22 protein-coding genes and 1 pseudogene are annotated in these 25,252 nt (G+C 53.9%); 8 read left to right on the forward strand and 15 right to left on the reverse strand.

Going from position 1 to position 25,252, the window contains the following annotated elements:
- The first annotated feature begins 99 nt into the window (after positions 1–99).
- Positions 100–543 carry an antitoxin Xre/MbcA/ParS toxin-binding domain-containing protein gene (locus G5221_RS10805; RefSeq protein WP_080630556.1) on the forward strand — a complete coding sequence of 148 codons (444 nt, stop codon included), beginning with the start codon at positions 100–102 and terminating at the stop codon, positions 541–543.
- A 653-nt stretch (positions 544–1,196) separates the two neighbouring features.
- Here the strand turns inward: G5221_RS10805 and G5221_RS10810 are convergent.
- Entirely contained in the window at positions 1,197–1,451 is a 255-nt protein-coding gene (locus G5221_RS10810) for a phage integrase N-terminal SAM-like domain-containing protein (RefSeq protein ID WP_232489848.1), read from the reverse strand.
- Between the two features lie 222 nt (positions 1,452–1,673).
- On the opposite strand from G5221_RS10810, the gene G5221_RS10815 reads away from it, so the two are divergent.
- The 3 genes and pseudogenes from G5221_RS10815 to G5221_RS10825 all read left to right on the forward strand — a co-directional run bounded on the left by G5221_RS10815 (position 1,674) and on the right by G5221_RS10825 (position 4,209).
- The gene (locus tag G5221_RS10815; protein ID WP_157160606.1) at positions 1,674–2,669 is read left to right on the forward strand and encodes a DUF4917 family protein; all 996 of its coding nucleotides are present in this window, start codon (positions 1,674–1,676) and stop codon (positions 2,667–2,669) included.
- 141 nt (positions 2,670–2,810) lie between these two features.
- Positions 2,811–3,833, forward strand: coding sequence for a hypothetical protein (locus tag G5221_RS10820; protein ID WP_157160607.1), 1,023 nt, complete (start codon positions 2,811–2,813; stop codon positions 3,831–3,833).
- A 273-nt stretch (positions 3,834–4,106) separates the two neighbouring features.
- Positions 4,107–4,209, forward strand: a pseudogene (locus G5221_RS10825).
- 356 nt (positions 4,210–4,565) lie between these two features.
- Here G5221_RS10825 and G5221_RS10830 read toward each other — a convergent pair.
- From G5221_RS10830 to G5221_RS10870, 9 genes are all read right to left on the reverse strand, one after another.
- Positions 4,566–5,333 carry an SDR family NAD(P)-dependent oxidoreductase gene (locus G5221_RS10830; protein WP_216953421.1) on the reverse strand — a complete coding sequence of 256 codons (768 nt, stop codon included), beginning with the start codon at positions 5,331–5,333 and terminating at the stop codon, positions 4,566–4,568.
- 42 nt (positions 5,334–5,375) lie between these two features.
- A complete protein-coding gene (gene ompL, locus G5221_RS10835) occupies positions 5,376–6,065 on the reverse strand; it encodes a porin OmpL (RefSeq protein ID WP_421244287.1) in 690 nt (229 codons plus the stop codon).
- Between the two features lie 95 nt (positions 6,066–6,160).
- A complete protein-coding gene (locus tag G5221_RS10840; protein ID WP_337072919.1) occupies positions 6,161–7,027 on the reverse strand; it encodes an NAD(P)-dependent oxidoreductase in 867 nt (288 codons plus the stop codon).
- Positions 7,024–7,911, reverse strand: coding sequence for an SMP-30/gluconolactonase/LRE family protein (locus G5221_RS10845; protein WP_337072918.1), 888 nt, complete (start codon positions 7,909–7,911; stop codon positions 7,024–7,026). Before G5221_RS10845 ends, G5221_RS10840 begins: the two co-directional genes overlap by 4 nt.
- Complete coding sequence (locus tag G5221_RS10850) at positions 7,904–8,797, reverse strand: aldose 1-epimerase (protein WP_005346308.1); 894 nt, start codon at positions 8,795–8,797, stop codon at positions 7,904–7,906. Before G5221_RS10850 ends, G5221_RS10845 begins: the two co-directional genes overlap by 8 nt.
- Entirely contained in the window at positions 8,797–9,585 is a 789-nt protein-coding gene (locus G5221_RS10855; protein ID WP_069556388.1) for an HpcH/HpaI aldolase family protein, read from the reverse strand. Before G5221_RS10855 ends, G5221_RS10850 begins: the two co-directional genes overlap by 1 nt.
- 11 nt (positions 9,586–9,596) lie before the next feature.
- Entirely contained in the window at positions 9,597–11,351 is a 1,755-nt protein-coding gene (araD, locus tag G5221_RS10860) for an L-arabinonate dehydratase (RefSeq protein WP_216978944.1), read from the reverse strand.
- A gap of 64 nt (positions 11,352–11,415) precedes the next feature.
- Complete coding sequence (locus G5221_RS10865) at positions 11,416–12,873, reverse strand: glycoside-pentoside-hexuronide (GPH):cation symporter (protein WP_421263226.1); 1,458 nt, start codon at positions 12,871–12,873, stop codon at positions 11,416–11,418.
- A 62-nt stretch (positions 12,874–12,935) separates the two neighbouring features.
- A complete protein-coding gene (locus G5221_RS10870) occupies positions 12,936–14,324 on the reverse strand; it encodes a glycoside-pentoside-hexuronide (GPH):cation symporter (RefSeq protein ID WP_421236285.1) in 1,389 nt (462 codons plus the stop codon).
- A gap of 289 nt (positions 14,325–14,613) precedes the next feature.
- Between G5221_RS10870 and G5221_RS10875 the strand changes: the two genes are divergently transcribed.
- Entirely contained in the window at positions 14,614–16,635 is a 2,022-nt protein-coding gene (locus G5221_RS10875) for an alpha-glucosidase (RefSeq protein ID WP_421263227.1), read from the forward strand.
- Positions 16,636–16,731: 96 nt separating this feature from the next.
- Positions 16,732–17,151, forward strand: a complete 420-nt coding sequence (locus tag G5221_RS10880) for a GNAT family N-acetyltransferase (protein ID WP_421263228.1) — start codon at positions 16,732–16,734, stop codon at positions 17,149–17,151.
- Between the two features lie 145 nt (positions 17,152–17,296).
- On the opposite strand, the gene G5221_RS10885 is transcribed toward G5221_RS10880, so the two are convergent.
- Positions 17,297–18,328: a LacI family DNA-binding transcriptional regulator gene (locus G5221_RS10885; RefSeq protein WP_421255449.1), complete on the reverse strand. Its 1,032-nt coding sequence runs from the start codon at positions 18,326–18,328 to the stop codon at positions 17,297–17,299.
- A gap of 468 nt (positions 18,329–18,796) precedes the next feature.
- On the reverse strand, positions 18,797–19,519 hold the full coding sequence (locus G5221_RS10890) for a DUF2982 domain-containing protein (RefSeq protein WP_421263229.1): 723 nt from the start codon (positions 19,517–19,519) through the stop codon (positions 18,797–18,799).
- 214 nt (positions 19,520–19,733) lie between these two features.
- On the opposite strand from G5221_RS10890, the gene recR reads away from it, so the two are divergent.
- Complete coding sequence (gene recR / locus G5221_RS10895; RefSeq protein WP_421263230.1) at positions 19,734–20,336, forward strand: recombination mediator RecR; 603 nt, start codon at positions 19,734–19,736, stop codon at positions 20,334–20,336.
- 165 nt (positions 20,337–20,501) lie between these two features.
- The gene (htpG, locus tag G5221_RS10900) at positions 20,502–22,415 is read left to right on the forward strand and encodes a molecular chaperone HtpG (RefSeq protein ID WP_421263231.1); all 1,914 of its coding nucleotides are present in this window, start codon (positions 20,502–20,504) and stop codon (positions 22,413–22,415) included.
- 104 nt (positions 22,416–22,519) lie between these two features.
- On the opposite strand, the gene G5221_RS10905 is transcribed toward htpG, so the two are convergent.
- The 3 genes from G5221_RS10905 to G5221_RS10915 are packed head-to-tail and all read right to left on the reverse strand — an operon-like array spanning position 22,520 to position 25,231.
- Positions 22,520–23,305, reverse strand: coding sequence for an ATP-binding cassette domain-containing protein (locus tag G5221_RS10905; protein ID WP_005333681.1), 786 nt, complete (start codon positions 23,303–23,305; stop codon positions 22,520–22,522).
- Between the two features lie 34 nt (positions 23,306–23,339).
- Complete coding sequence (locus tag G5221_RS10910) at positions 23,340–24,338, reverse strand: oligopeptide/dipeptide ABC transporter ATP-binding protein (protein WP_244774344.1); 999 nt, start codon at positions 24,336–24,338, stop codon at positions 23,340–23,342.
- Entirely contained in the window at positions 24,338–25,231 is an 894-nt protein-coding gene (locus G5221_RS10915; RefSeq protein ID WP_421263232.1) for an ABC transporter permease subunit, read from the reverse strand. The genes G5221_RS10910 and G5221_RS10915 overlap by 1 nt, the downstream gene beginning before the upstream one ends.
- Between the last annotated feature and the right edge of the window lie 21 nt (positions 25,232–25,252).

The raw sequence follows: 25,252 nt of genomic DNA on the forward strand, positions 1-25,252 counted from the left end.
TACAGGTCTCTCAAACTAGACGATGGCCCAATGAACTCCTGAGTGATGATTTGCATTGGGCTGCCATCAACAACCCCCAGACGGAGGCGCAGACTCATAATGACTCATGTAGAGCAATCTCCCCCAACCAGCAATCTATCTGTTCTGGAGTCGCTCGGTCTACCACGTAACTGGCTAGCCGCCCATCAGCACATAGTGTCTGGTGTATCTCCTGAGATCGTCGTCAAACTGAGCAAGCTATTGGGGTCTAATACCCGAACAATTTGCCAGATGATTGGCATTAGCCGAGACACACTGAATCGCCAAATCAAACGGGGCAATCGCTTATCGACAGCTCAGGGAGATCGCGTTTACTGGGCAGCCTTAGCAGTGGACGCAGCCATATCCCTACACCGGGGAGATACTGCTAAAACGATGAGATGGCTCACCCGCTCTGCGTGGGGATTAGGTGGTGAAAAACCGGCCGATGTGATTACTACGCCTATGGGAGCGCAGGCAGTTATCGATCTTGTCGGCCGGATTAGGCATGGCATCCCCTGTTGATTAACAGTTCATATGTGACCATAAAGCACCAACAATAGGCTCATTTGGTGAGCCGATCACCCCGACCAATCGGCTCATTTGATGAGCCGATCACCTCGACCAATCGGCTCACTTGATGAGCCGATCACCTCTACCAACCGACCCACTTGATGAGCCGATGACCTCGACCAATCGACTCACTTGATGAGCCGATCAACACAACCACTCAAATCGTGATTAGATAAGCTCTCGATTGCCTTCAATTTTCCCAAATTGATCAGGGTCTGCGGGTTGATAATCATCCGAAAACATATTCATCAACCGATGACCACCCCAGAGTGTTTGCAACTATCCGATCTTTGGAGCGGAGAACGATCTCTATTTCCCTCTCCATGTAGCAGAGGGGCTGGGTGAGGAAAATATCCGTATCCTCTGCTAACCAAACTACCAGTTTAACAAAGCAGTCGCTCACTAATTGATTGAGCTTACTCATATTTTTATCAATTCTTTCTTTCCATGTCTCGATCTACGCCCTTAAGATAGCCAAACGAAAATCCATCTCTCAGGGAAGCGTCATGGGAGCGATTCGTGACACCAGGTTGGTTAACAGCGGCGAGCTGAGGGCTGTAACTCAGGGGCGGTAGCCTTGCCTGATGAGATAGGTAAGCGAGTGGCTACCCGTTACGCAACATGGTGGCTGTATTAATTTCTTGGTTGTCAATCGGCAACATATTTCGTTCGGCGGCAAGCCGGGTGAGAAAAGCATTGGCCTCAGCAGAACCGAGTGCCTGCGGGTGTCGCAGTTGATGAAAGCGGATGAAATTGCGGATCCAGTACAAGTAGGGCTTTTCAGTACGGATGCTGTAGTGATGTAAACGCATCACTGTCCTGACCTGTTCACGCAGGCGGGGTTTGGCGGTGCTTTCCATGACTGACTCCTAAGCTGTGTTTTTATACAGTAGTAGCGGTAGCGTAAAAATAGGGGGTCAAACGAATAAGCTCAAGTATCAGGGGAAGACTGGTAATATTTTGATTTAATTTGATTTTTTTCCGTGATGACTATCAGGGCAGAGTGGAGTTATACGGAAGGCTCTGTTAACGGATTAGTACCGCCTTCCATCTAATCACTGTTAAGCAGATTTGGAGGTTCAGTGGAATATAAAATATATGATTGGCTCGATATTTCAAATGAATTTCAGGATTCATTGTTACTTGGAAATGGTGCTTCTATAGCGATAGACAAGAGCTTTATGTACAAGTCTTTAAGAGAGCATTCGATTGAACATGGCTTACTTACTCATAATGTAAAAGCACTGTTTGAATATTTTGAAACAGATGACTTTGAACTAGTTTTAAGGCTTGTATGGCAAGCTAGTCGCGTAAATAAAGCTCTCAATATAACGGATAACAAGACTCAAAGAGCTTATGAGCATGTTAGAGATTGCCTTATAAATGCAGTTAGGGATATCCATCCAACATATAGTGATGTTGAGTCACAATTTGATGATATAGCATCATTTTTACGTAAGTTCGATACCGTTCTTAGCTTGAATTATGATCTGACTCTATATTGGGTAGCAATGTACGCCAATAGACAAAGAACAAGTCACCGATTCAAAGATGCAATGTATCATGGTGTATTTGCTGATGATTGGAAAAGATATCGTGGGTTATACAGAGAAAGTTCAAACACTTTAATTTTTTACCCTCATGGTAATCTATTGCTCGCACGAAATATTGTTGACAATGAGTATAAAATTGATGTGGGTGGACATGATGACCTTTTAGATTCAATCCTTAAAAACTGGGAAGCAGAAAGTTGTGTACCTCTGTTTGTTAGTGAAGGAACCTCAAATCAAAAAGTAGTAGCTATTACAAATAGCCATTATTTGAGTATTGTATATCGAGAAGTTTTTGCTGACTTAGGAGAAACACTAGTGATTTATGGCTGGGGTTTCGGTGAACACGATGTGCATATTTTACGTCGAATTAGAGAATCTAGAGTCAATAAAATAGCTGTTTCTGTTTTTGATGCTAACCAAGGTTACTGCAATTATGTGTATGAGTTGATCCGAAAAGAACTAGGTCGGGTTGAGGTTGTTTTCTTTGACAGTTCTAGCAAAGATTGTTGGAATACATCTGCTTAACAACGCATTTAAGAGTAATTCCCAACGCTTGGCATTTTTCATTCCATCGTTGGGTTTTGTGTTTACGGTGGTATGGTTAGGTTTCGTGGTAGCGTTGCTCACACCTTAATGCGGCGTTATGCATCTCACTGAGGGACGTCAATGAAAAGAAAACAATCGCTCAGCACCTACGGTCATCTCTACAAACGATCCTACCCCGTCATGAATGATGAGCGGTGTCAGTGCTGCGGCGAGCAAGCAGGCCTAGAATGGGATCACTGTCCCGCCATCACAACCGCTCAGCTGTTCGTGCGAAACGACAAGATCCGCTTCATCAAGGTGTTGCTGTGCAAAGAGTGCAACCTGATCCTGTCCGACCAGTTATTGCCCGATTTTCCATCGCGATTCTACACCGTGAAGGAAAGGCTACTAGAACGACACAAACACGATCTGATCAGTGAGTGCCGCGACAACATGGTTACCACCACCGAAAGCCTGAGGCTGGCCGACGACAAATTCAACAAACTGCTGCATCGTATTGGTTTCGGGCTTATCAAGGTCGATCAACTCTCCGGCAAACACCTTGCCATCCTCAATACCGAGACACTTTCCGGTACACGCATCATCGACCACCTGGCCGCACAGCCTGACTGTGGCTTGCTCAGTGAATCGAACCTCACACCGGAGGAAGATACACAAGACAATAACAGCCACCCGCCTGTTGACTACCAAACACACGCAGACACTTCCACACCACATTTCGCTCTCAATGCACTTGATGACTTCAAAGTCTTTTTGAGAAACAACCGCGTTTACACCAAAAACGGCTATCTGCATTTGCTGAACAACGACATCAAAAGCCTCCCAGCATTGACACTCCCTGAACAGCCAACCCAGTTTTTCGGCTGCTCGTGGGACGAGCTCACTGCCAATGTATGCATTACCACCTCAACCGGTCTCAAATACAGTCTCGATCTGATTGAGCAGTACGCCACCTCGGATCTGATTGCTATCAAAAAAAGCATAGGCATGTACGACATGGAGGAATTGCTCGATAAGCTGGGCATCACCACCCGTGAGGAATATGACCAGCTGTGGACCGCGCTACGGGTTAAGCGGGTCGATGTCGTCGAAATTTTGCCCAATCAACCCGAAGCTGTCTACGACGACTGGCTACTCTGGTGATAGCCAGCAACAACGTAACGTGATTCACCCTGATCTGCCTGAAAGATCCAACCGAGATCATTTTTGTAATTTAATTACATATGATCACCACACAAAATAAAAAGGCCCTGCTGTTGAAGGACCTTTAAGTTTCCAACTTCAATGTCATGGTTTTCAACTTAATTGTCCGTGATCAACAACGCAGTCAATTGCCACAACCTATGTGGTTGACATTTAATTAATTTCCTATATAAAAGTACGATAAGTCTCATAGCAATTACCTGAGACAATTATGTAGCTTTTATTGCGGCAAAAAATGCGTAAGCTATTGAAATTGAAGGTTATATTTGTGCTGTGATGTACGAGAATGAGGGTTCGAATCCCTCCCTCACCGCCAAATGATAAGCCCAAGCAATTACATTGCTTGGGCTTTTTCTTTATGTGCGATTTTTGATATGCCATCCACTATGTCATCTGATGTTGGCTGGCATGCTATCTGATTGAATCATTCTGGAGATGGTGGGTTCTCCCGGTACTCCCCGTTGTAAGAGAGGAGTATTGAGAGCACTCGGGCTAATGGCGTTTTCCCCATTTGCATCGAGACCTTTCCCATCTAGCCAAGCGCGTATCTATAAAAACAAGCAATATCTGCAGCATTTGCCTCTTCTGGATTGCCCGGCATGGTTGAATGCCATGCCAGCCAGATATTGCTCAAACCTCATCATTTCAAGCAGACAGCCTTGGGACAGAGCCTTAGTTCAGAGTAAGCCCCGCATCAACAATGAAATCTTGGCCGGTACAGCCATTGGACTCGTCAGAACCGAGGAAGAGGGCCATGCGAGCACAATGTGAGCCATCGAGACGGAATTTGAGTGCTTGCAGTTCGACAAACTGGTTCACCGCGGCAGGGTCGAGTTGCGCCCACATCGCATCCTGTTTTGGGGTACGGATTGCGCCTGGTACAAGGCTGTTAACCCGAATGCCTCTTGCGCCCAACTCCTGCGCCAGGGTACGGGTGAAACCATGGATGGCGGCTTTTGACAGGGAGTAGCAGACTCTCCCGGGGCGACCCCTCATCCAGTTGATGGATCCCATATTGATGATGCTGCCGCTCCCTTTTTGCTCCATGCCTGGCAGCACGGCTTGGATCGCAAACAACTGGTGACGCAGATTGATATTGATGCGGTTTTCGAAATACTCCTCGGTCAGATCCTCAATTTTGTGGTGATCATCGCTGCCCGCGTTGTTGATCAGGATATCGACACTGCCCAGCTGTTGTTCAATAGTCGTAAAACACGCTTTGAGCAGAGTCAGGTCGGTGACATCGCAAAACAGAAACAGGCAGTCAAGCTCATGCGCGAGTGCTTCGCCTGCTGATTTATCAAAATCGAGGAAGGCGACTTTGGCACCCTGGCTGACAAAGGCGCGCACCAACTCTTCGCCAATGCCACTGGCGCCACCTGTGATAACGGCGACCTTGCCGGCAATAGAGTGATATTGTACTTGCTGGGAATAGTTCATAACTGCTCTCCGTGAGTCATAGATTGAATTCATCTGGCAACATTAGAAAAAGTATTTAACACCAATGCGGATCCGGTATGCTTCTGCATCATAGGCAATATTTCTATCGTACCACTGTAATTCCAGATAAGGCATCCATTGTGGATTGATTCGATAACGGGTTTGACTGGTTAGCTCCCAGTGATGATCTTTCCCATTAGCACTATTGAAATTGTTAACACGAGAAAAATAGTGCGATTCAAAAGTATGGGTCAAGGCTGACGTTATTTTATTGACAATATACAGTGCATATTCATTGGTGTCGTTATTATCGCCATAACCATCAAGATCCGTAGTTAGATAATTTTGATGATTGTAACGGTATCGTGCAATAACGGAAAAGTTATCGGTAAAGTTGTACTTTCCATCCAGATACGCAGAGCCACCAGAGCCAGAGCTAGAGGAGTTAACCAAACCACCGGCATTGACCGAGAGTTTGGTGGTTAAATTTAATAGCGGATACCATCCCTCAATTTCGTTATAACTGTGCTTTAGCTTGTCTAGTTTCTCGGTGTTATACGCATTGCTGGCCATAATCCCGGCACCAGAGTCCCAGTTATAGCCGAGTCGCAACAATAACTCATGTTGGTCGGTAGCAAAGTTAAATGCCTCACGGCTTTCAAAATAACCGCCCGCGAAAGCTGCGTTGCAGCATATAAGAGGGATTAAGCATATTTTGGGGTGGATACGCATAGTGATTGACTCGCCAATGGTAAGTTGATATTAAATCGTGCAGCGATTGGCATGAGGTAAATTAATTACCTCATGCGATGGTTTTTATCAGCCAGCTATTGAATGTTTTGCTTTACCAACTTGTAAGTGGCACAGAAATCCTCACGGCCCAAACCGTTATTCAGGCCTTGCTGGTAAATGTTATTCACCAATTCGACTCCGGGCAGGGTCAGCGCCTCTTCGCCCATGAGGTTCTTCATGATGCCGATATCTTTGGCCATGTTCTCCAGCGAGAAGACTGTGTCGTAGTTCTCGGCGATCAGGGCACCTATCTTGCTGGTCAGATAGAAGTTGCTGCCGCCACCGTAAGAGACTGCGGTGTTGAAGCTCTCTTTATCGATGCCGAAATGATCGGCGGTGGCCAGCATTTCGTTGACACTGTTCTGAATTTGGGCGACCAAGGTGTTGTGCAGCACCTTCATGATCAAACCACGGCCATTACCCCCCATGTGGATCTGGTTGCTGCCCATCATGGCCAGCAACGGCTTGACCTTTTTGTAGGCGGACAGGTCGCCACCTATGTAGATCCCGAGCTCGGCAGCCACGGCGGCAGGGACCGATTTGACCACGGGCGCATCGAGCATCACGGCACCGGTTTCTGCTACCTGGCGGGATAAGGCGATTGACACGGCCGGGTCAATGGTGGACATGTCGATGGTGATCTTGCCGGGGCCAAGGTGTGGCAGCAGTTCGGTATAGACCGCTTTGACGTGTTCGGAGCGCGGTACCATGGAGATGATCACATCCGCATCGGCTGTCAACCTGGCAATGGAAGGGGAGGCGATGGCGCCTGCATCGACCACCCGGGCGACAGCCTCCTGATTGATATCGAATACCAACACATTGCCATCAAATTTTTTGACGATGTTCTTTGACATCGCTTCACCCATCAGACCAAGACCGATAAAGCCGATAGTTTTCATCCGTTGTTTTCCTTAAATGTGGGTTTAGCAAGACCGGCGATGTCAACACGCATGCTGAACAGCGCACCTGAGAGCGGACGTGCTGCCAGTTCGGCGGCGTCCATATTTTCGCGAGTGGTGGTGATGAAGAGGGTCTTCATGTCCTCACCACCAAAACAGACCATGGTGGGGCAACGTACCGGCAAGGGATATTCGGCCAGCAATACCCCCTCTGCAGAGAAGCGGGCGATACGATGGCCATCAAACAGGGCGCTCCAGTAGCATCCTTCGACATCGATTGCAGCCCCATCCGGGCGCCCTTCGCCGGCGCGGGCTGCAAACTCGCGCAGCAGTTGCCGTTGACCGAGTGAACCGTCGCGGGCCAGCGGAGTGCGATAAAGGCGGCGGTTGGGGGTATCAGTGGTGTACATCCAGCGCATGTCCGGGCTGAATGCCAAGCCATTGGCTCCCAGAATGTCGCACTGGATCACCGACATCTGCAGCTCGGCATCAACCCGGCATAGCAGGGCGCCGTTGTAATCTCGTGGGCTCCAGTAAGTGCCTGCATAGAAACGACCCGCCTGATCGGTACCGCCATCATTAAAACGGGCCAGCGCTGGGTTATTGGGGTTATCGGCGACTTTTCGCTCGATCTGGCCGTGCTGATCGCACAGATAGATCCCGGTGCGCATCGCTGCGATAAAGCCACCCTGTTCGCGCAGGGCAAAACAACCCACTTCTTCGGGGAAGGGGATTGTCGTCATGACGCCGCTTTCGGGGTGATAGCGGTGCAGGCAACGCTCGAGAATATCGGTCCAGTAGAGCGCCTGTTCAGCAGTGCTCCAGGTCGGGCACTCGGGCAGATGGCCGCGGTAGTCGGCCAGTAGCAGAGCAGGATTAGGCATAGTGAGAAACCTCAAGCAGCATGGCGATCTGCAACTGCCCATTGGCTGGCACAGTGGCCATGGCCAGCGCAGGATCACCAAAGCCACCGTTGTTGATGGCATCGTTGATATGAGAAACCGGCTCGATGGCGATGAAGTCACGATCGGCGGGCGGCAGAAACAGGATGGCGTGAGGCGCATCGGGTGAGCTCAGGGTCACCATCAGCTTCTCATCTGGCCAGCGCACCCGTGCACAGCCACTCCAGTGATGGAAGCAGTTATCGACACTGGCGGGTTCAGGTTTGCGCCAGGTGCGATAGTTCCATTGGGCCGGTAGTGGCGCGAGACCAGTGGGCAGGGACTTGTGGTCGTTGAGTACCACACCGCCTGCGTCGAACTGGATCTCGGCGTGCGCCGCACGGGGAAAATAGGGGTGAAAGCCCAGCCCAGCCGGGACAGCGTGATCGGCCAGATTGTGGTAAGTGAGTACGATATGCAGCGCATTATCTTGCAGGGTAAAGCGCTGAGTTGCCCGATAAGGCCAGGGCCATTGCGCCGCGGATGCTCCCTGTGCGTCATGGTGCAGGGTCAGCACGACAGAGTCATCATCTGCATCCCCTTCTTGCCATGGCTGCTGCCAGCCGTTGCCATGAATTGAGTGGGGATGATCGCCAAAATTACGCAGCAGGGCGTAATCACATCCGGCGAAGTGAAACCGTCCATGAGCGATACGGTTGGAGTAAGGTACCAGGGGAAAACAGCCCCCCTGGTTGACCGTGACGTTCTGACCATCGGGCAGAGAGCGCAAGATCTCCCTGCCATGCCAGGTCAGTTTGCCGATAGCGCCACCGAGCTCGGGGATGAGCTCCAGATCAAGCGGGCCGCTTTGGCGGTGAAGCCTCTTCATCAGTAAACCTCGCCACCGGATATGCTCAGACGTTCCCCCCGGATCGCGGCGAGCTGTTCACGGGCGCGAGCCAGCAGGTAACTCATGTCGGAGCCGAGCGCCACGAAGCTAAAACCCATCTCTTGATATTTGTTCACCAGCTCGGGGTTGCCACCGACGATCCCGCAAGGCAATCCCAATCGCTGGCACTTCTCCAGCCCTTCGCGGATCTTGGCTTGCACCTCGGGGTGAGAGGGATTGCCAATATGGCCCATGGCTGCGCTCATATCGCCGGGGCCGATAAAGAAGCCGGTCACTCCTTCAATGGCCATCTCTTCCATGGCATCAATGGCGTCAGGGGTCTCAATTTGCAGGATCAGGCAGAGCTCTTCCCGGGCTTTACGCACGAATTCGGGGTCGGCACCGTAACCGGACGCACGATGCACCGCGGCAAAGCCGCGTTTGCCTAGGGGAGGGTAGTAGGCCGCCTCTACCGCTTTGCGGGCTTCTGCTGCACTGTTGACAAACGGCACCATCAGCGACGTTGCACCGCCATCAAGCGCCCGTTTGATCAACACAGTGTCGTTCCAGGCCAGGCGGTAGAGTGGGGTGGTGGCCGGGTTGCTGGCACGAATGGCGCGATCGATACGGATCGCATCCAAGCTATCGACCGGCACATGTTCCTGGTCCAGCACCAAGAAATCGAAACCGACAGTCGCCATGGCTTCCGCCACCGTATCGCTGCCAGTCATCATCCAGGTGCCCAGTGGGCGTGGACCTTGAGTAATCGCAAGTTTGAACGGATTCATTGTTTGCTCCTTTAGAAAATCGGGGGCTCGGGCACTTTGCTGCCAGCCTGGAGGAAATCGAAGTCACAGCCCTGATCGGCCTGGGTCACATGTTGTTGATAGAGTGCGGCATAAGAGCGTTCATAAACTTTGTGTACCGGTTTGAGCGTGCGGCGGCGCTCGGCCAGCTCTTCATCACTGACCAGCATGTTGAGGCGGCCATTGGCGATATCGAGCTCGATGAGGTCACCGGTACGTACCAGTGCCAGTGGGCCACCAATGGCCGCTTCAGGGGCAACGTGCAGGATACAGGTGCCATAGTGAGTACCGGACATGCGGGCATCGCTAATCCGCACCATGTCAGTGACGCCTTGTTGCAGCAGCTTTTTCGGGATCGGCAGGTTGCCCCACTCCGGCATGCCCGGCGCGCCGACCGGGCCGGCATTGCGCAGGATAATCACTGATTCCTTGGTTACCTCCAGGGCGGGGTCATCGATGCGATCCGAGAGCTCTTGATGGCTGTCGAAGACGATGGCAGGGCCCTTGTGGTGGCGCAGTTCGGGTTTGGCGGCAGATGATTTCATCACAGCCCCGTTGGGACACAGATTGCCGCGCAATACTGTCAATGCACATCCACGGGAGAGCGGTACCACAGGGTTATCTAGCGAGCGGATCACGTTGTCGTCATAACAGGTCGCGTTGGCAATCCACTGTGCAACGGGACGATTGGTGACCCCGATCGCATCGAGGTGGAGGAATGACTCCACCTTTTTCAGCTGGGCCATCAGACCGCCGGCGAAGAAGAACTCCTCCATCAACTGATCACCAGAGGGAAACAGATTGGCCAGCACAGGGACTTCCCGTGCCACCGACTCCATGTCTTCCAGAGTGAGGTTGATGCCCGCCCGGTTGGCCATCGCAATCATGTGGATCGCGGCATTGGTGGAGCCGCCGAGCGCCATGTAGGCCACTACGCCATTGAGGAAGTTGGCTCGGGTCAGCCAGCGGGAAGGTTTGTGATCATGCCACACCATGTCGACGATGATTTGGCCGCATTGGGCTGCCATCTGGACGTGTCGCGAGTCAGCGGCGGGGATGGAGCTGGCCCCCGGCAACATAAAGCCCATGGCATCGGCGATGGAGGTCATGGTGGATGCTGTGCCCATGGTATTGCAGGTGCCGATGGAGCGAGTCATCGCCCCCTCCAGCTCGATCCAGTCATGCTGGGTAATGGCCCCCAAGCGCAATTGATCCCAGAACTTCTTGGTATGGGTACCGGCACCGGTGACATGACCGCGCCATTTGCCGCTCGACATGGGGCCGGCGGGGCAGAAGATCACCGGCAAGTCCATCGAAATGGCGCCCATCAGCAGGGCTGGCGTGGATTTGTCGCAACCGCCGAGCAGCACAGCCCCATCGATCGGATGCTGGCGCAGCAGCTCTTCTGCCTCCATCGCAAGAAAGTTGCGATAGAGCATGGTGGTCGGCTTGACCAATACTTCCCCGACCGACAGCGCGGGCAATTCAACGGGGTAGCCTCCCGCGGCCCAGACGGCTCGCTTGACGGCCTCGGCGCGCTCACGCAGGTGGCTATGGCAGGGGCTCATTTCACTCCAGGTATTGATGATCCCGATCACTGGCTTGCCCATGAATTCGTCGCGGTTCAAGCCACTTTGCTGACTGCGTTGACGATGGGCGAAGGCTCGGATGGTGTCGGGGGCATACCAGCGTTGGCTACGCAGCGCCGAGATATCGAGCTTGGCCAGGTTTTCACTGTTGAATGACATAGGAATAGCGCTCTCTTTGTCTGATTTGGTTAAGGATTAATTCAATAAAAACAGCATGTTAAATTCAGCCATTCTGACCCGCACGAAGAGGGGGGGGGTCAGGCGATGGAGTAGATTGTTCACTCATTCGGTGATGGGGTTTCCGGGGAGAAGCAAGGGCATGGCGTTGTGCCAGCTCCCGGACGATCTGTTGATAGCGAATATCAGTGAGCGGGTAGAACAGCAACATCAAGGCAGCAGCGCAAATCAGGGCACAGATCGGGTAGAGAAACATCAGATTGGCGATGCTGCTTTGGGTCTCGGTGCTTTGCGTCGCGTTGGGAACATAGTCTGACCATGCCAGCACCAGCCCGGGAATGAGGCCCGCAAGCGCGGCCGAACATTTGCGGCAGAAGGTCAGACTGCAGTAGACCAGCCCTTCTGTGCGGATGCCGGTTTTCCATTCCCCATACTCGACGGTGTCAGAGATGAACGCCCAGTTGAGACTGTTGACGAAAGCGGATCCCCACAGGGCCAGGGAGGTGAAGAGGATGTAATCGAGAGCACTCTCGCTGTAGAGGTAGTTGAGCAGGTCACCGCATATCCACACGCCAATGCCGGCCAGATAGACAGGCAGTTTGCCAAAACGGTGCACGGCAAAGGGGACCAGCAATACACCCAGGTAGATACACCCTATGCTGATGAAGCTCATGTAGGCGATCATCGATACGTCGCCAATCACATATTGGGCGTAAAAAACCTGAACAATCAGCTTGGTGTTGAACGCTGCCAGCGTCAGCAGATTGGCCAGCGCCAGGATGCCCAGCGGACGGTTTGCCAGCACGGCCCGTGCGTTGGTTTGTACTGCCGAAAACCCCGATTCGTTGACAACCGATGGCAGCACATGGCGTTCACGAACTCTGCTGTAGCAAAAGAGTACTGCTGCAGCCCCCATGACCGAATAAATCAGTACCGCAACGCTATAGCCGACCTGTGGTTTGTCAAACAGCAATACCAGCGGCATGAACCCCACCGAGCAGAGCAGTAATCCGGTATTGGCTCCGCCCTGGCGCCAGGCGGCGAGCTCGGCTCGGTCCTGGAGTCGCTTGGTGAGGGCCGGGACCATGGCGCCATAGGAGGCATTGCCAAAACTGTAAAAGGCACCAAACATCATGAACAGCAGGGTAAACAGCACTGTTTTAGCGATGACCGGGAGCTCAACGCTGGTAAACAGGGCGGTGTTGATAAGAGCCAGTGGCACTATGGTCCAGAGCAGGAAGGGGCGAAATTTACCTCTGGGGCCGAGCTCGGAACGATTATCCAGCACGCTGCCGGTCACCAGATCGGTGCAGGCGGTAAAGAACTTCGAAACCAGAAAGATTGCTCCGGCCCATGCTGCCGGAATGGCTGCCACATCGGTCAGGAAGATCAGCAAATAGAGCGTTGTGCAGTTGAGCAGGAAGTTATAGCCGAGATCCCCCACTCCGTAGGCCATCTTTTCCTGCCATGCCAGACGGTCACTTGCCACATTGCGATATGTCATGGGATCACATCCTTGAAGAGAGCAACAGCGTGGCCAGCACGCCGCTGCCAGTTGCATGAGAGTCAGCTTTGGGTGGTCGCCACACGGCGGGCACCAAGGCTGGCGATGATCTCTTGATAGCGCTGCTCGTTGAGGGTGTAGAAGAGGGCCATCACCAGTGCCGTTACGATGGCCAGGCTTGCCGGGTAGATGAAAATCAGTCCGGTGATCCCGGCTTTGGCGGCATCGGTTTGCTCCACATTGGGCATGTAGCCAACCAGTGCCAGAGCAAACCCGGGGACGAACCCTGCGATAGCTTGCGAACACTTTCTAAAGAAGGTCATGCCGCAGTAGACCAAGCCTTCGGTACGGGTACCGGTTTTCCACTCACCGTACTCAACGGTATCTGAGACAAACGCCCAGTTAAGGCTGTTGACGAAAGAGGTGCCAAAGAACGCCAGCGAGGTGAACAGCACGTAACTCATGACGGTGCCACCGAACAGGTAGTTGGCAATGTCGCCGGAGATCCACAGGCACAATCCGGCCAGATAGACAGGTTTTTTGCCAAAGCGGCGTACCAGCGCAGGCACAGACAACACCCCGAGGTAGATGCACCCCATGCTGACAAAGCTCATGTAAGAGACCATGGAGACATCACCCAGAATGTACTGGGCGTAGAAGACCTGCACGGTGAGTTTGACGTTGAATGCGGAGAGGGTCAGCAGGTTGGCTACTGCCAGCACCAGCAACTGGTTGTTCTTGAGTACCGCCTTGAGCCCCTCCTTGATGGTGGGCTTCTCGACTATCTGGTCAGGGTCATTACCTATGATGGTGTGGTGTTCTTTGACGTTGAGGTAGCAAAAGAGCACCGCCGCCAAGCCGACCGAGGTGTAGGCCAGGGCTGCCACCATGTAGCCGGTCTCCTGGGATTCAAACAACATGGCGATGGGCATGAAACCGACGGTGGCCAGCAACAAGCCAGTGTTGGCTCCGCCCTGACGCCAGGCTGCCAGCTCTGCGCGATCCTGAACGTTTTTGGTCATAGAGGGCACCATGGCGCCATAGCTGGCATTGCCCAGGCTAAAAAACAGGCCAAAGGCCATGAAGCAGACAATGAACAGGGTGGTCTTGGTCTCGCTGTCGAGCTCAAAATTACAAAACAGCAACATGTTGCAGATAAACAGCGGCACTATGGTCCAGAGCAGCATCGGACGAAACTTGCCGCGAGGTCCGAAGCTCTTGCGGGTGTCGAGGAAAATGCCGGTGCCCAGGTCGGTGAAGCCGGTGAACACTTTCGCCACCAAAAAGATGACGCCTGCCCACGCCGCATTGATACCTGCTACATCGGTCAGAAATTTAAGCAGATAGAGGGTGGTGATATTCAATACAAAGTTGTAACCAAAATCGCCGACGCCATAGGCAAGTTTTTCCCTAAAAGGCAGTCTGCTTTCGATATGCGCCTGAACAACCATTTTATTCTCCATAGTGTGGAACCCATCCGGCACGACAATAATCGTAGCGATGCGATTGCCAGCGCAAGGGTGATTGTTAAAAAGTGGGATCCAGATCGAGAGATTGCGCTGGTGGTTAAGGATTCTCTTACAAATGGTGTTTGCAAACGAGCCAAACGTTTTCGTGTGGCGAGTGTTGATTGGTGATCGAGATCGCTGTTTGGGTTTTACGCGATTGAAATTAAATCGTAGCGCTATTATTGTGTTTGCGAGCAAGCGGGGATGGCCCGACTAAACAGGAGCTTATGCAATGCAACTCGAATTTTCGTCACAGGCGTTAACGATTCAGCACCAGCAGCAGTTGTTATTTTCTCATCAAGCGGATGCCCCGGCGTTTTATATAGGCAAGGGCCGGGAAAAAATGGAAATTTATCGCGGCAATTTTGATATCGAAGACTATATCGAGTCTCGCGTCGCATTGACTCATATCGAACAGGTTGACAACAACCTGTTTGTTTTTGCCCCGAATGCCTTGACCCCGGCTTTGCTACAGGTGGCTGTGGTGTGTGATGGCGATGATGTGATGCTTTATCCGACCATACTGGACGAGGCATATAACCGCTTTTGGGTCAGATTGCCGGCCGAACGTAAAGAGCATGTCTGGGGTTGTGGCGAGCAGATGTCCTATTTCGATTTGCGTGGTCGTCACTTTCCGTTGTGGACGTCAGAGCCCGGTGTTGGTCGCCATCCCCACAGCGAGATCAAATGGAAAGCCGATGTGATGGGCAAAGCCGGTGGGGATTACTACCACACCAACTATCCGCAACCCACGTTTGTCTCCTCTCGCAAATACAGCTGCCATATCGACACCACCGCTTATGCCGATTTCGATTTTCGTCACGAAGGGTTTCATGAGCTGCAAGTGTGGGCGATCCCGCAGGCCATCGAGTTGCGCACCGCAGAGAGCTATCTGGGCATTATCGAAAAACTGTCCGCTCGGTTTGGCCGCCAGCCCAGGTTGCCGGAGTGGGTTTACAAGGGGGCGATCCTTGGTCTGAAGGGGGGGGAGGTCAATACCTTCAGTCGCCTGGAAAACGCCATTGACCATGGCATCAAGGTTTCGGGTTTGTGGAGTGAAGACTGGTGCGGCTTGCGGGTCACCTCGTTTGGCAAACGCCTGTTCTGGGACTGGGATTGGCAGCACCATCAGGATCGCTACCCCAATCTGCCCGCTAGGATCAAGGCGCTCAATGACCAGGGCATCGAGTTCATGGCCTACGTCAACCCCTACCTGTGTGAAGATGGCAAGCTGTTTCCGATCGCCAAAGAGCTCGGCTATATGGCGCTGGACAAGGATGGTCAGGTTGCGCTGGTCGACTTTGGCGAATTCTATTGCGGCTGTATCGACTTTACTAATCCAGACGCCATGGCCTGGTTCCGTGATACCGTGCTGCGTAAAAACATGCTGGACATGGGGATCAAGGGGTGGATGGCTGACTTTGGCGAGTACCTGCCGACCGATAACATCTACCTGCACAACGGTGTCGATGCCAAGCTGATGCACAATGCCTGGCCGACTCTGTGGGCCCAGTGCAACGCTGACGCGATCGCGATGAACGGCCAAACCGGTGATGCCCTGTTCTTTATGCGAGCCGGTTACACCGGGGTGCAGCAATACTGCCCGCTACTGTGGGCAGGCGATCAATGTGTCGATTTCAGCCGTCACGACGGTCTGGTCACGGTGATCTCGGGGGCGCTCTCCTCCGGTATGTTGGGGAACGCTTATCACCACTCGGATATCGGTGGCTACACCTCACTGTTTGGCAACCGTCGAACCAAGGAGCTGTTTGACCGCTGGGTTGAAATGGCTGCCTTTACCCCAGTCATGCGTACCCACGAAGGTAACCGCCCTGATGAGAACTTCCAGTTTGACCAGGATGGCAGCACGTTGGCGCATTTTGCCCGGATGACCCGAGTTTATTGCCACCTGACTCCTTACTTGCGTAGCATGGTGGACGAAGCGGCCGAGAAAGGGTATCCGGTTCAACGTGCCATGATGCTGCATTTTGAACATGATCCCGAGACCTACGTCATACAGGATCAATACCTCTATGGGTCAGAGTTGCTGGTGGCACCGGTTCACCAAGGGGATGCGTGTGAGTGGACAACTTACCTGCCTGCAGGTGAGCAGTGGACGCATGTCTGGAGCGGCCAGAGCTTTACAGGGGGCCAGCGGGTCACTCTGCCTGCACCGATTGGCCAGCCGCCTGTGTTCTATCGTGCCAAAAGCCCCTGGGCTTCGCTGTTTGCCGAGCTAAAGGATCTGGCGTAAATCGCACCGGCGTTCGCCATAGAGGATGCGACCCGGATAACCCATGGCCGTGACAATGTTCACGGCCATTATGTTTCACCAGAGGAGCAGAGCAGCATGATTGACACTCTTTACGTTGTGCAAAACCCCAGCCAGGACGACATCGATTTTTTACGAGACAATCTGATCACCACCAATCGTGAGTTTGTCGGTGAACAGATACGTCGCCCACTTGCCATCTTCTATCAGGATGAGCAGCAACGTCGTGCCGGAGGATGCAGTGGCCATACCTACGGCAACTGGCTCTATATCGAGTATCTGTGGGTGGCCCGCAGTCTGCGGGGGCGCGGTGTAGGAGGCCGGTTATTGGCGGCAATGGAGCAGGCTGCCCGAGAGCGCGGCTGCCGTTTTTCACAGCTCGATACTTTTAGTTTTCAAGCAAAGCCTTTTTACCAAGCGAGGGGTTATTCCGTCGTCATGACGTTGGAAAAGTGCCCGGTGTTTCATCAGCGATATTACTTAACCAAAACCCTGTAGCGCTGGCAGTGACTGGTGCCCTGCTTAAAAATATCTGACGCAATGGATAGTGTTCTGGTAGATACATGGGGGGCATTTATATTCATGGGCTATTTATCAAGGCCATGGTTTTGTGATGGTTCATGGTGTGACTATATTGGCTTGGTCACAAAACAAACCGGGTACTCTGTCTGGGGATCAAGTCAAATCCTGCATCAATGATCTCGCCCTTATAATCGGGATCGCGAGCCATCCGCAACATCATGGATGCAGCCTGGCTGGCAACAGAGTGAATATTGATATTGATACTGGACAAGGTCACGGGGGCCAGATAACCGCTGCTAGGAAAATCGCCAAACCCGATGATAGATAGTTGCTCTGGTACCGGGATATTGCGTGCAATCGCCTCCATCAGCAATGCAGTACCAATGGTATCGTTTGATGCAAAAATGCCGTCGAGTTTGCGCTCTTTGAGCAGTGTCTTGATGAGTAGTTCGCGTGCGGCGGGGTAAATATTGTCGCTGTAAGGGATTTCGACCAACAAGGGATCCATACCCGCCGTCTCAAGTGCCTGGCAAAAGCCGCTGTAGCGGCTCTGCGCACGCACGTCATCGTTAAAACGGGTCGTGAAATAGGCAATTTTATGGCAGCCGGAGCGTATCAGGTAAGATGCGGCATCGTAACCCACCTGAAAATGATCTATACCGACCTGCGCGACAAACGGACTGGCTTCACCGATTTGCCATGCTTGAACCACAGGCACCGCACTGTGCTCCAGCATACGAATCGTAGTATCACTGTGCTTCGCGCCAGTGAGGGTTATGGCAGCAGGAGACCATTGTAAAATGGAGCGGATCTGCTGTTCCTCTTTTTCCATTGAGTGATCATGAGATGCAATATAGAGCTGAAAACCTGCATCACTCACGATATGTTCAATCTGTTGGACAAAGGTACTAAAGGTAATATTGGAAATGGAAGGAACGATAATTGCCATTGCCGAGCTTCGCCCGGCAGTAAACTGACTGGCAATTTTGTTGTGCACATAACCCAATTCATCAATGGCACGCTGAATTTTATGGCCGGTATTGGCTCTTACCTTGTCTGGATGACGTACATAAAGTGAGACTGTCGAGGGGGACACCTTGGCCAGGGCCGCGACATCATCAAGCTTGACGGTTTGTTTGCTTCTCGAGGACACGTGTTCTGCTTCCTGATTGGTTTTACTCGGCTCGACATCCTTCGTTATCTGAGGGAAAAGCCATCCAATAATCTCCCGACATGTATTTAAGTGTATAAAAAATAAGGCTTAAATAAAAGTGATGATTCGCTGTAGGAGGTGCGTCGGCAATTCGGGTTACTTGTATGGTAATTAGATTTTGGTTAGCCATTACAAATAAAAACGTGTTGCCAAGAGCGCTTGAGCGTTTTGGCATCCAATGTCGAAAAATGAGCCTCTTTAACTGCCATGACCCATGGCAGTTAACTGTTCAAATAAACACCGCACCACATGGTGAAGGGTGGTTACTTCAGGGTATGAGTATTTAGTGTTATGGGAATCGGTAGTTCTCATCAGCACTCTCTGCAATCGTCTAATGGGTGTTACAACCGCGTTGGATAGCTCACCGTTCAGTGCCTGGGACGTAGCGACAACCACTTGGCATGGGGGTTATTGAGCATGTGGCTCTGATGAAGGTAGTGGAGAGACGATCGCCTCCTGCCTGTATTGGCGCAGCAGTTTGAGGAAATCATCCGGTTCCCGATCCAGGCTGCCTACCGGGATCAACAGGTCATAACCGAGCAAGTGGCGCATGCGAATCATCCGTTGAGCCAGCATGGCCAATGCTCCATCGTAGTGCAGCCCTTGCGGGGAGCAAAAGTGACTCTCTTCCAGCCAGTCGATGCCTTGTAAGGGGTCATTGGTATGCACTGGCTGCCCATGGAGCTGCTCATTATGCAGGGCATGCAGCAACACAGGGCGCTGCTCTGTCAACAGATGCACGGCCAGTCTGGGAGTGATCAGTGTCAGAAACTCGTCATACTGTTTTATCTTGAAACCGATATAGGGCAGGGGCTGGAGATCCCAACCAACATGGATTCTGGGTTGATCGATACGCTGGATGTTGTGCCACTTCAGTGCCCAGCCGCCATATTTGTGGTGATAGTGGAGGGAGTGCTGGCATAGGGATAGGCTGATCGGGGGCTCATTGAGCTTGAACCAGCCTATCAAGGTTATCATCATGCCACTCAGTAGCAATATATAGGCCGTGAGCACCGGGCCTTCCACAAGCAACCAGAGTAGTAATAGCATCAGGCTGGTGATGAGCCCCCCGGCCCAGATCAGGGTTAGCCCGTTTCGGCGGACCAGAGGCTTTATATGTTGTGTCTCCATTTAACCTCCTTGTCCTGATGAGGGGAGCGATCTTTTATTACACCACCCGTTTGTCTTTGACCAAATATAAGCGCCGAGTTTTTGCGCTGGCCAGCAAAGCAAATGGCAGTCATGGGCCGGCTCGGGTATAGTCCTGCGCCAATGGCGTTATCCTGTTTTGCTGACCCGTCGTGGCCCTGGTGGTGGCGAGGGGCTGGCCTGTGTAAGGAGTGTTATGAAGTTCAGTCCCCTGCTCGATGAGATGATGAGAGCCCTGCAGGTATTGCCGGGGGTGGGGCCCAAGTCTGCCCAGCGGATGGCCTTTACCCTGCTCGAGCGTGAGCGCAGCGGCGGTTTGCGGTTGGCCCAGCTGCTCTCCCGCGCCCTGACCGAGATCGGTCACTGCAGCCACTGCCGCACCTTTACCGAGAACGATCGCTGCGATATCTGCGCCAATCCCAAGCGGGAAGAGAATGGCCTGCTCTGTGTGGTGGAGAGCCCGGCGGACGTGGCCGCCATCGAGCAGACCGGCCAGTTTTCCGGTCGTTACTTTGTGCTGATGGGCCATCTGTCGCCGCTGGACGGCATAGGCCCGGAGGAGCTGGGGCTCGATATTCTCGAGCGCCGTCTGAAGGAAGAGAACATCAGCGAGCTGATCCTCGCCACCAATCCCACTATCGAGGGGGATGCTACCGCCTGGTATATCGCCGACATGGCCCGTGCCGCCGGGGTGGAGGTGAGTCGCATCGCCCATGGGGTGCCGGTGGGGGGCGAGCTGGAGCTGGTGGATGGCACCACGCTCTCCCACTCCCTGATGGGGCGCCAGCGCCTCAAATAAGGGGCTGGAGAGGATTGTGCCATTACGGCCTGATCAGAAAATCGGCAGTTGAATGGAAAAAGGGGGCGAATGAGCAGGATTGCACATTCGCCCCCTTGATATTTGGAGCGCTGTCCCCATCTAGGTTGGGCATATGTTCAACCCGATGTTTCTGAGGATTGGTCCATGACCCAAAGTGTTCATGCCGAAACCCACGGCTTTCAGACTGAAGTCAAACAACTGCTGAGCCTGATGGCTCACAGCCTCTACTCCAACAAAGAAGTATTCCTGCGCGAGCTGATCTCCAACGCATCCGATGCGGCGGACAAGCTGCGCTTCAAGGCGCTTTCCGATGCCTCTTTGTTCGAAAACGACGGCCAGTTGCGTGTGCGTCTGGTGGTGGACAAAGAGAAGCGTACCCTGACCATCTCCGATAACGGGATCGGTATGACCCGTGATCAGGTGATTGAGCACCTGGGTACCATCGCCAAGTCCGGCACCGCAGAATTCTTCAAAAACCTCTCCGGCGATCAGGGTAAGGATTCCCAACTGATCGGTCAGTTCGGGGTCGGTTTCTACTCCGCCTTTATCGTGGCCGACAAGGTGACCGTGGTCTCCCGTGCCGCCGGTACTGCTCCGGAGCAGGGCGTACAGTGGGAATCGGAAGGCGAAGGCTCCTTCACCGTCGCTGATGTGACCAAAGAGGGTCGCGGTACCGATGTCATCCTGCACCTGCGTGCCGAAGAGGACGAGTTCCTCGATGACTGGCGTCTGCGCTCCGTGGTGGGCAAATATTCCGATCACATCAGCGTGCCTGTAGAGATGTACAAAGAGGGCACCCCGGATCGCGAAGAGGATGGTGAGACCATCGTCGGCACCCCGGGCGAGTGGGAGCAGGTCAACCGCGCCACGGCACTGTGGACCCGCAACCCGAAAGATATCAAGGACGAGGAGTATCAGGAGTTCTACAAGCACGTCGCCCACGACTTTGAAGACCCGCTTCTGTGGGGTCACAACCGGGTGGAAGGGGCGCAGGAGTATACCAGCCTGCTCTACGTACCGGCCCGCGCACCGTTTGACCTCTATAACCGCGAGCAGAAGCACGGTCTGAAGCTCTACGTACAGCGCGTCTTTATCATGGACGACGCCGAGCAGTTTATGCCGACCTACCTGCGTTTTGTCAAAGGGGTGCTGGACTCCAACGATCTGCCGCTCAACGTTAGCCGCGAGATCCTGCAGGACAACAAGGTGACCGCCTCCCTGCGCAAAGCTTGCTCCAAGCGCGTCCTGACCATGCTCTCCAAGCTGGCGAAAGACGATGCCGAGAAGTACGCCAAGTTCTGGAAAGAGTTCGGTAACGTGCTCAAAGAGGGCCCGGCCGAGGATTACGCCAACCGCGAAGAGATCGCGAAGCTCCTGCGCTTTGCCAGCACCGCTGGAGAGGGCGAAGCCCAGACAGTCTCTCTCGAGGATTACGTTGGTCGCATGAAGGAAGGGCAGCAGAAGATCTACTACATCACTGCTGACTCCTATGCCGCTGCCAAGAACAGCCCGCACCTCGAGATCTTCCGCAAGAAGGGTGTCGAAGTGCTGCTGATGTGGGAGCGAGTGGACGAGTGGCTGATGAGCCACTTGACCGAGTTCGACGGCAAGCAGCTCATCTCCGTCACCCGTGGCGAACTGGATCTCGGCGATCTGGAAGATGAAGCCTCCAAGCAGGCGCAGGAAGAGGCCGAAAAAGCTAACGCCGGTCTGGTGGAGCGGGTCAAGAAGAGCCTGGGCGATGTAGTGAAAGAGGTGCGTGTCACTCACCGTCTGACCGATTCACCCTCTTGCATCGTCACTGACGCCTACGGTATGAGCACCCAGATGATCAAGCTCATGCGTGCGGCCGGCCAGCCGGTACCGGAGCAGAAGTACATTCTGGAGCTCAACCCTGACCATGCGCTGGTGAAGAAACTCGACACCATTGAAGACGAGGCTCTGTTCGGTGAGTGGGTCACCCTGCTGCACGAACAGGCCCAGCTGGCCGAGCAGGGCGGGCTGAACGATCCGGCGAGCTTCGTCTCCCGTATCAACCGTCTGCTGCTGCAAGCCTAAGCAGCAACGCCGGTAACAGAAAGCCCACTGCATGCAGTGGGCTTTTTTGATCTCGCCGAGTGAGCTCGGCGAAACACAGCGGCAAGGGAGCGGCCAGCGCCTCTCTATTTGCGGTATTCGTTGTTGTAGTTCTGGATGAGACGGCGAGTCACCTCATGCTGGGGATCGGCAAACACCTTGAGAGTCTTGCCGCGCTCCACCACCCGACCTTCGTGCATTACCAGCACCTCGTCGCTGATATGGCTGACGATGCCCAGATCGTTGGCTACCAGCACATAACTCAGTCCCATGGTCTCCTGCATCTCCAGCAGCAGATTGATGATCTGGGAGCGTACCGAGATATCCAGGGTGGAGAGCGCCTCATCGGCCACCACTATCTTGGGGTTGAGGATCAGCGCGCGAGCGAGCGCCACCCGCTGTTGCTGACCGGAGGAGAGCATCTGCGGATAAAACAGGGCGTGGTCCGGCAGCATCCCCACCATGCGCAGGGTTTGCACCACCTTCTCACGGCGCTCCTCCTCGGTCATCTCGGTGTTGAGACGCAGCGGGGTTTCCAGGATCTGGCCGACCCGGATCTTGCGGTTCAGCGAGGTGTTGGGATCCTGAAAAATCATCCGCAGCAGTTTGCAGCGAGTCTGGTAATCGCCATGCACCATCAGTTGGCCGTCGATGGCGATGTCGCCGCTGGTGGGTTCGATCATGCCGGCCAGAATGCGGGCGAGGGTACTCTTGCCGGAGCCAGCTTCGCCGACGATGGCGAGGGTCTGGCCCACTTCGAGATCGAACGAGAGGGGCTTGATCGCCTCTACTGCCTGACGACGAAACAGACCGGTACGGTTCTGGTAGGTTTTGCTAAGGCCTCTGACCTGCAACAGGGATGGCTCGATCACAAGCGGGGCTCCTTCATGGGGGCATTAACGGTCATCATTTTTTGGGCTCCTCCATGTTCAGCGGGAAGTGACAGCTGAACTGATGGCCCTTGATCTTGTTCATCAAAGGAGTCTGCACGCACTGCTTCTGGGCGTAGGGGCAGCGCGGCCCCAGACGGCAGCCGATGGGCAGGTGTTGCAGTGGCGGGATGACGCCGGGCAGGGTCTCGAGGCGCGACTTGTGGCGCACCAGCTTGTCAAAGTCGGGGATCGATTTGAGCAGGGCATCGGTATAGGGGTGATGCGGGGCCTCAAGGATTTGCTCCCGGGTGCCCACTTCCACCATCTGGCCGCAGTACATCACGTTGATGGTATCGGTCAGGTTGGCGATGGCGGCGATGTCGTTACTGATGATCAGGATGGTGGTATTGCCCAGCTTGTTCATCTTGTCCAGGAGTCGCAGGATCTGGGAGTGGGTGGTGGACTCCATGGCGCTGGTGGGCTCGTCGGCTACCAGCAGACGCGGCTGGTTGGCAATGGCCATGGCGATCATCACCTTCTGGCACATGCCATCCGACAGCTCATGGGGATAGGCGCGCATCACCTTGCGGTGATCCTTGACGCCGACCCGGTGCAGCAGGGCGATGGCCTTCTTCTTGCGCCACTGGAAGCGTTGCCAGAATTGCCCCTCGAACGAATCGGTCGGGATTGCCTCTTCCAGCTGGGTGCCGATCTCCTCGGAGGGGTCGAGACAGCTGATGGGGTCCTGGAAGATCATGGCGATCTCGCGACCCATGATGCGACGGCGCTCCTTGGGAGGCATGCTCAGCAGATCCATGTCGTTGAAGCGCATCCGGTCGGCACGTACCGTCCAGTTGTCCTTCTCGATGCCGACGATCACCTTGGCGATCAGACTTTTACCTGAGCCGGATTCACCCACCAGACCGCGGATCTCCCCCTCGGTCAGGGTCAGGCTCACCTTGTCCACCGCCTTGACCTTGCCTTGCGGTGTGTCGATCTCGATGGTGAGATTGCGAATATCGAGCAGTGGCATCAGTCATTCCCCTCTTTGAGTGCTTCGCGGATGCCTTCACCAACCAGGTTGGTGGCCAGCACGCTGAACAGGATAGCCATGCCCGGCAAAGTGACGGTCCAGGGGGCGAGATAGATGAGGTCACTCGAATCGGCCAGCATGGTGCCCCACTCCGGTTGAGGGGATTGTGCGCCGAGGCCGAGAAAACCGACTGCCGAGATATCGAGAATGGCCGCAGACAAGGTGCGGGTGGTCTGGGCCACCAGGGTCTCGACGATATTGGGCAAAATAGCCAGCCGCATGATCCTGAAGGGGGGCGAGCCATCGAGCCGACTGGCAATGATGTACTCCTTCTGCATCTCGGCATGCACCGCGTTGTAAGTGGCCCGGATAAAGGGGGGGATCAATGCCAGGGTAATGGCGATCAGGGTATTGCCAAGGCCCGGCCCCAGAATGGCAACCATGATGATGGCCATCAGCAGGGAGGGGATGGAGAGCAGGGTATCGAGCAGGTGGTGCAGCACGCTCGATTTCAGCCCCTTGCTCATGCCGCCGAGTATGCCGATGGCGGAGCCCACCACCATGGCGATCACCACCACGACAAGGGCACAGCCGAAGGTGAGACGTGCCCCCACCACCAGCCGGGAGAGCATGTCGCGCCCCAAATCATCGGTGCCAAGGAAGTAGTCGATATTGCCGGTCGCCGCCCAGGAGGGGGCGAGCAGCAGCCTGTCGGTGTGCTGTTCATCAATACCGTAGGGAACGACCAGCGGCCCCACCAGCGTGATAAGCAGCAACAGCAAAAAACACCAGAGCCCCGCCATGGCGAGCGGATTGCGGCGATAGGATGCCCACGTCTGCTCAAGGGGCGAGAGGATCTTGAGTTCGGGATAGATGTTCGATTTATCTTGCATAGAGTACCTGGCTCCTGGTCA

It is taken from the genome of Aeromonas sp. 602200, from assembly GCF_049173895.1.
GTDB classification, from domain to species: domain Bacteria; phylum Pseudomonadota; class Gammaproteobacteria; order Enterobacterales; family Aeromonadaceae; genus Aeromonas; species Aeromonas veronii_A.

Bases quoted from the DNA above. Each gene is read 5' to 3' on its own strand.
- G5221_RS10805 (WP_080630556.1), top strand. From the start codon at position 100: ATGACTCATGTAGAGCAATCTCCCCCAACCAGCAATCTATCTGTTCTG.
- G5221_RS10810 (WP_232489848.1), bottom strand. From the start codon at position 1,451: ATGGAAAGCACCGCCAAACCCCGCCTGCGTGAACAGGTCAGGACAGTG.
- G5221_RS10820 (WP_157160607.1), top strand. From the start codon at position 2,811: ATGAAAAGAAAACAATCGCTCAGCACCTACGGTCATCTCTACAAACGA.
- G5221_RS10830 (WP_216953421.1), bottom strand. From the start codon at position 5,333: ATGAACTATTCCCAGCAAGTACAATATCACTCTATTGCCGGCAAGGTC.
- ompL (WP_421244287.1), bottom strand. From the start codon at position 6,065: ATGCGTATCCACCCCAAAATATGCTTAATCCCTCTTATATGCTGCAAC.
- G5221_RS10840 (WP_337072919.1), bottom strand. From the start codon at position 7,027: ATGAAAACTATCGGCTTTATCGGTCTTGGTCTGATGGGTGAAGCGATG.
- G5221_RS10845 (WP_337072918.1), bottom strand. From the start codon at position 7,911: ATGCCTAATCCTGCTCTGCTACTGGCCGACTACCGCGGCCATCTGCCC.
- G5221_RS10850 (WP_005346308.1), bottom strand. From the start codon at position 8,797: ATGAAGAGGCTTCACCGCCAAAGCGGCCCGCTTGATCTGGAGCTCATC.
- G5221_RS10855 (WP_069556388.1), bottom strand. From the start codon at position 9,585: ATGAATCCGTTCAAACTTGCGATTACTCAAGGTCCACGCCCACTGGGC.
- araD (WP_216978944.1), bottom strand. From the start codon at position 11,351: ATGTCATTCAACAGTGAAAACCTGGCCAAGCTCGATATCTCGGCGCTG.
- G5221_RS10865 (WP_421263226.1), bottom strand. From the start codon at position 12,873: ATGACATATCGCAATGTGGCAAGTGACCGTCTGGCATGGCAGGAAAAG.
- G5221_RS10870 (WP_421236285.1), bottom strand. From the start codon at position 14,324: ATGGTTGTTCAGGCGCATATCGAAAGCAGACTGCCTTTTAGGGAAAAA.
- G5221_RS10875 (WP_421263227.1), top strand. From the start codon at position 14,614: ATGCAACTCGAATTTTCGTCACAGGCGTTAACGATTCAGCACCAGCAG.
- G5221_RS10880 (WP_421263228.1), top strand. From the start codon at position 16,732: ATGATTGACACTCTTTACGTTGTGCAAAACCCCAGCCAGGACGACATC.
- G5221_RS10890 (WP_421263229.1), bottom strand. From the start codon at position 19,519: ATGGAGACACAACATATAAAGCCTCTGGTCCGCCGAAACGGGCTAACC.
- recR (WP_421263230.1), top strand. From the start codon at position 19,734: ATGAAGTTCAGTCCCCTGCTCGATGAGATGATGAGAGCCCTGCAGGTA.
- htpG (WP_421263231.1), top strand. From the start codon at position 20,502: ATGACCCAAAGTGTTCATGCCGAAACCCACGGCTTTCAGACTGAAGTC.
- G5221_RS10910 (WP_244774344.1), bottom strand. From the start codon at position 24,338: ATGCCACTGCTCGATATTCGCAATCTCACCATCGAGATCGACACACCG.
- G5221_RS10915 (WP_421263232.1), bottom strand. From the start codon at position 25,231: ATGCAAGATAAATCGAACATCTATCCCGAACTCAAGATCCTCTCGCCC.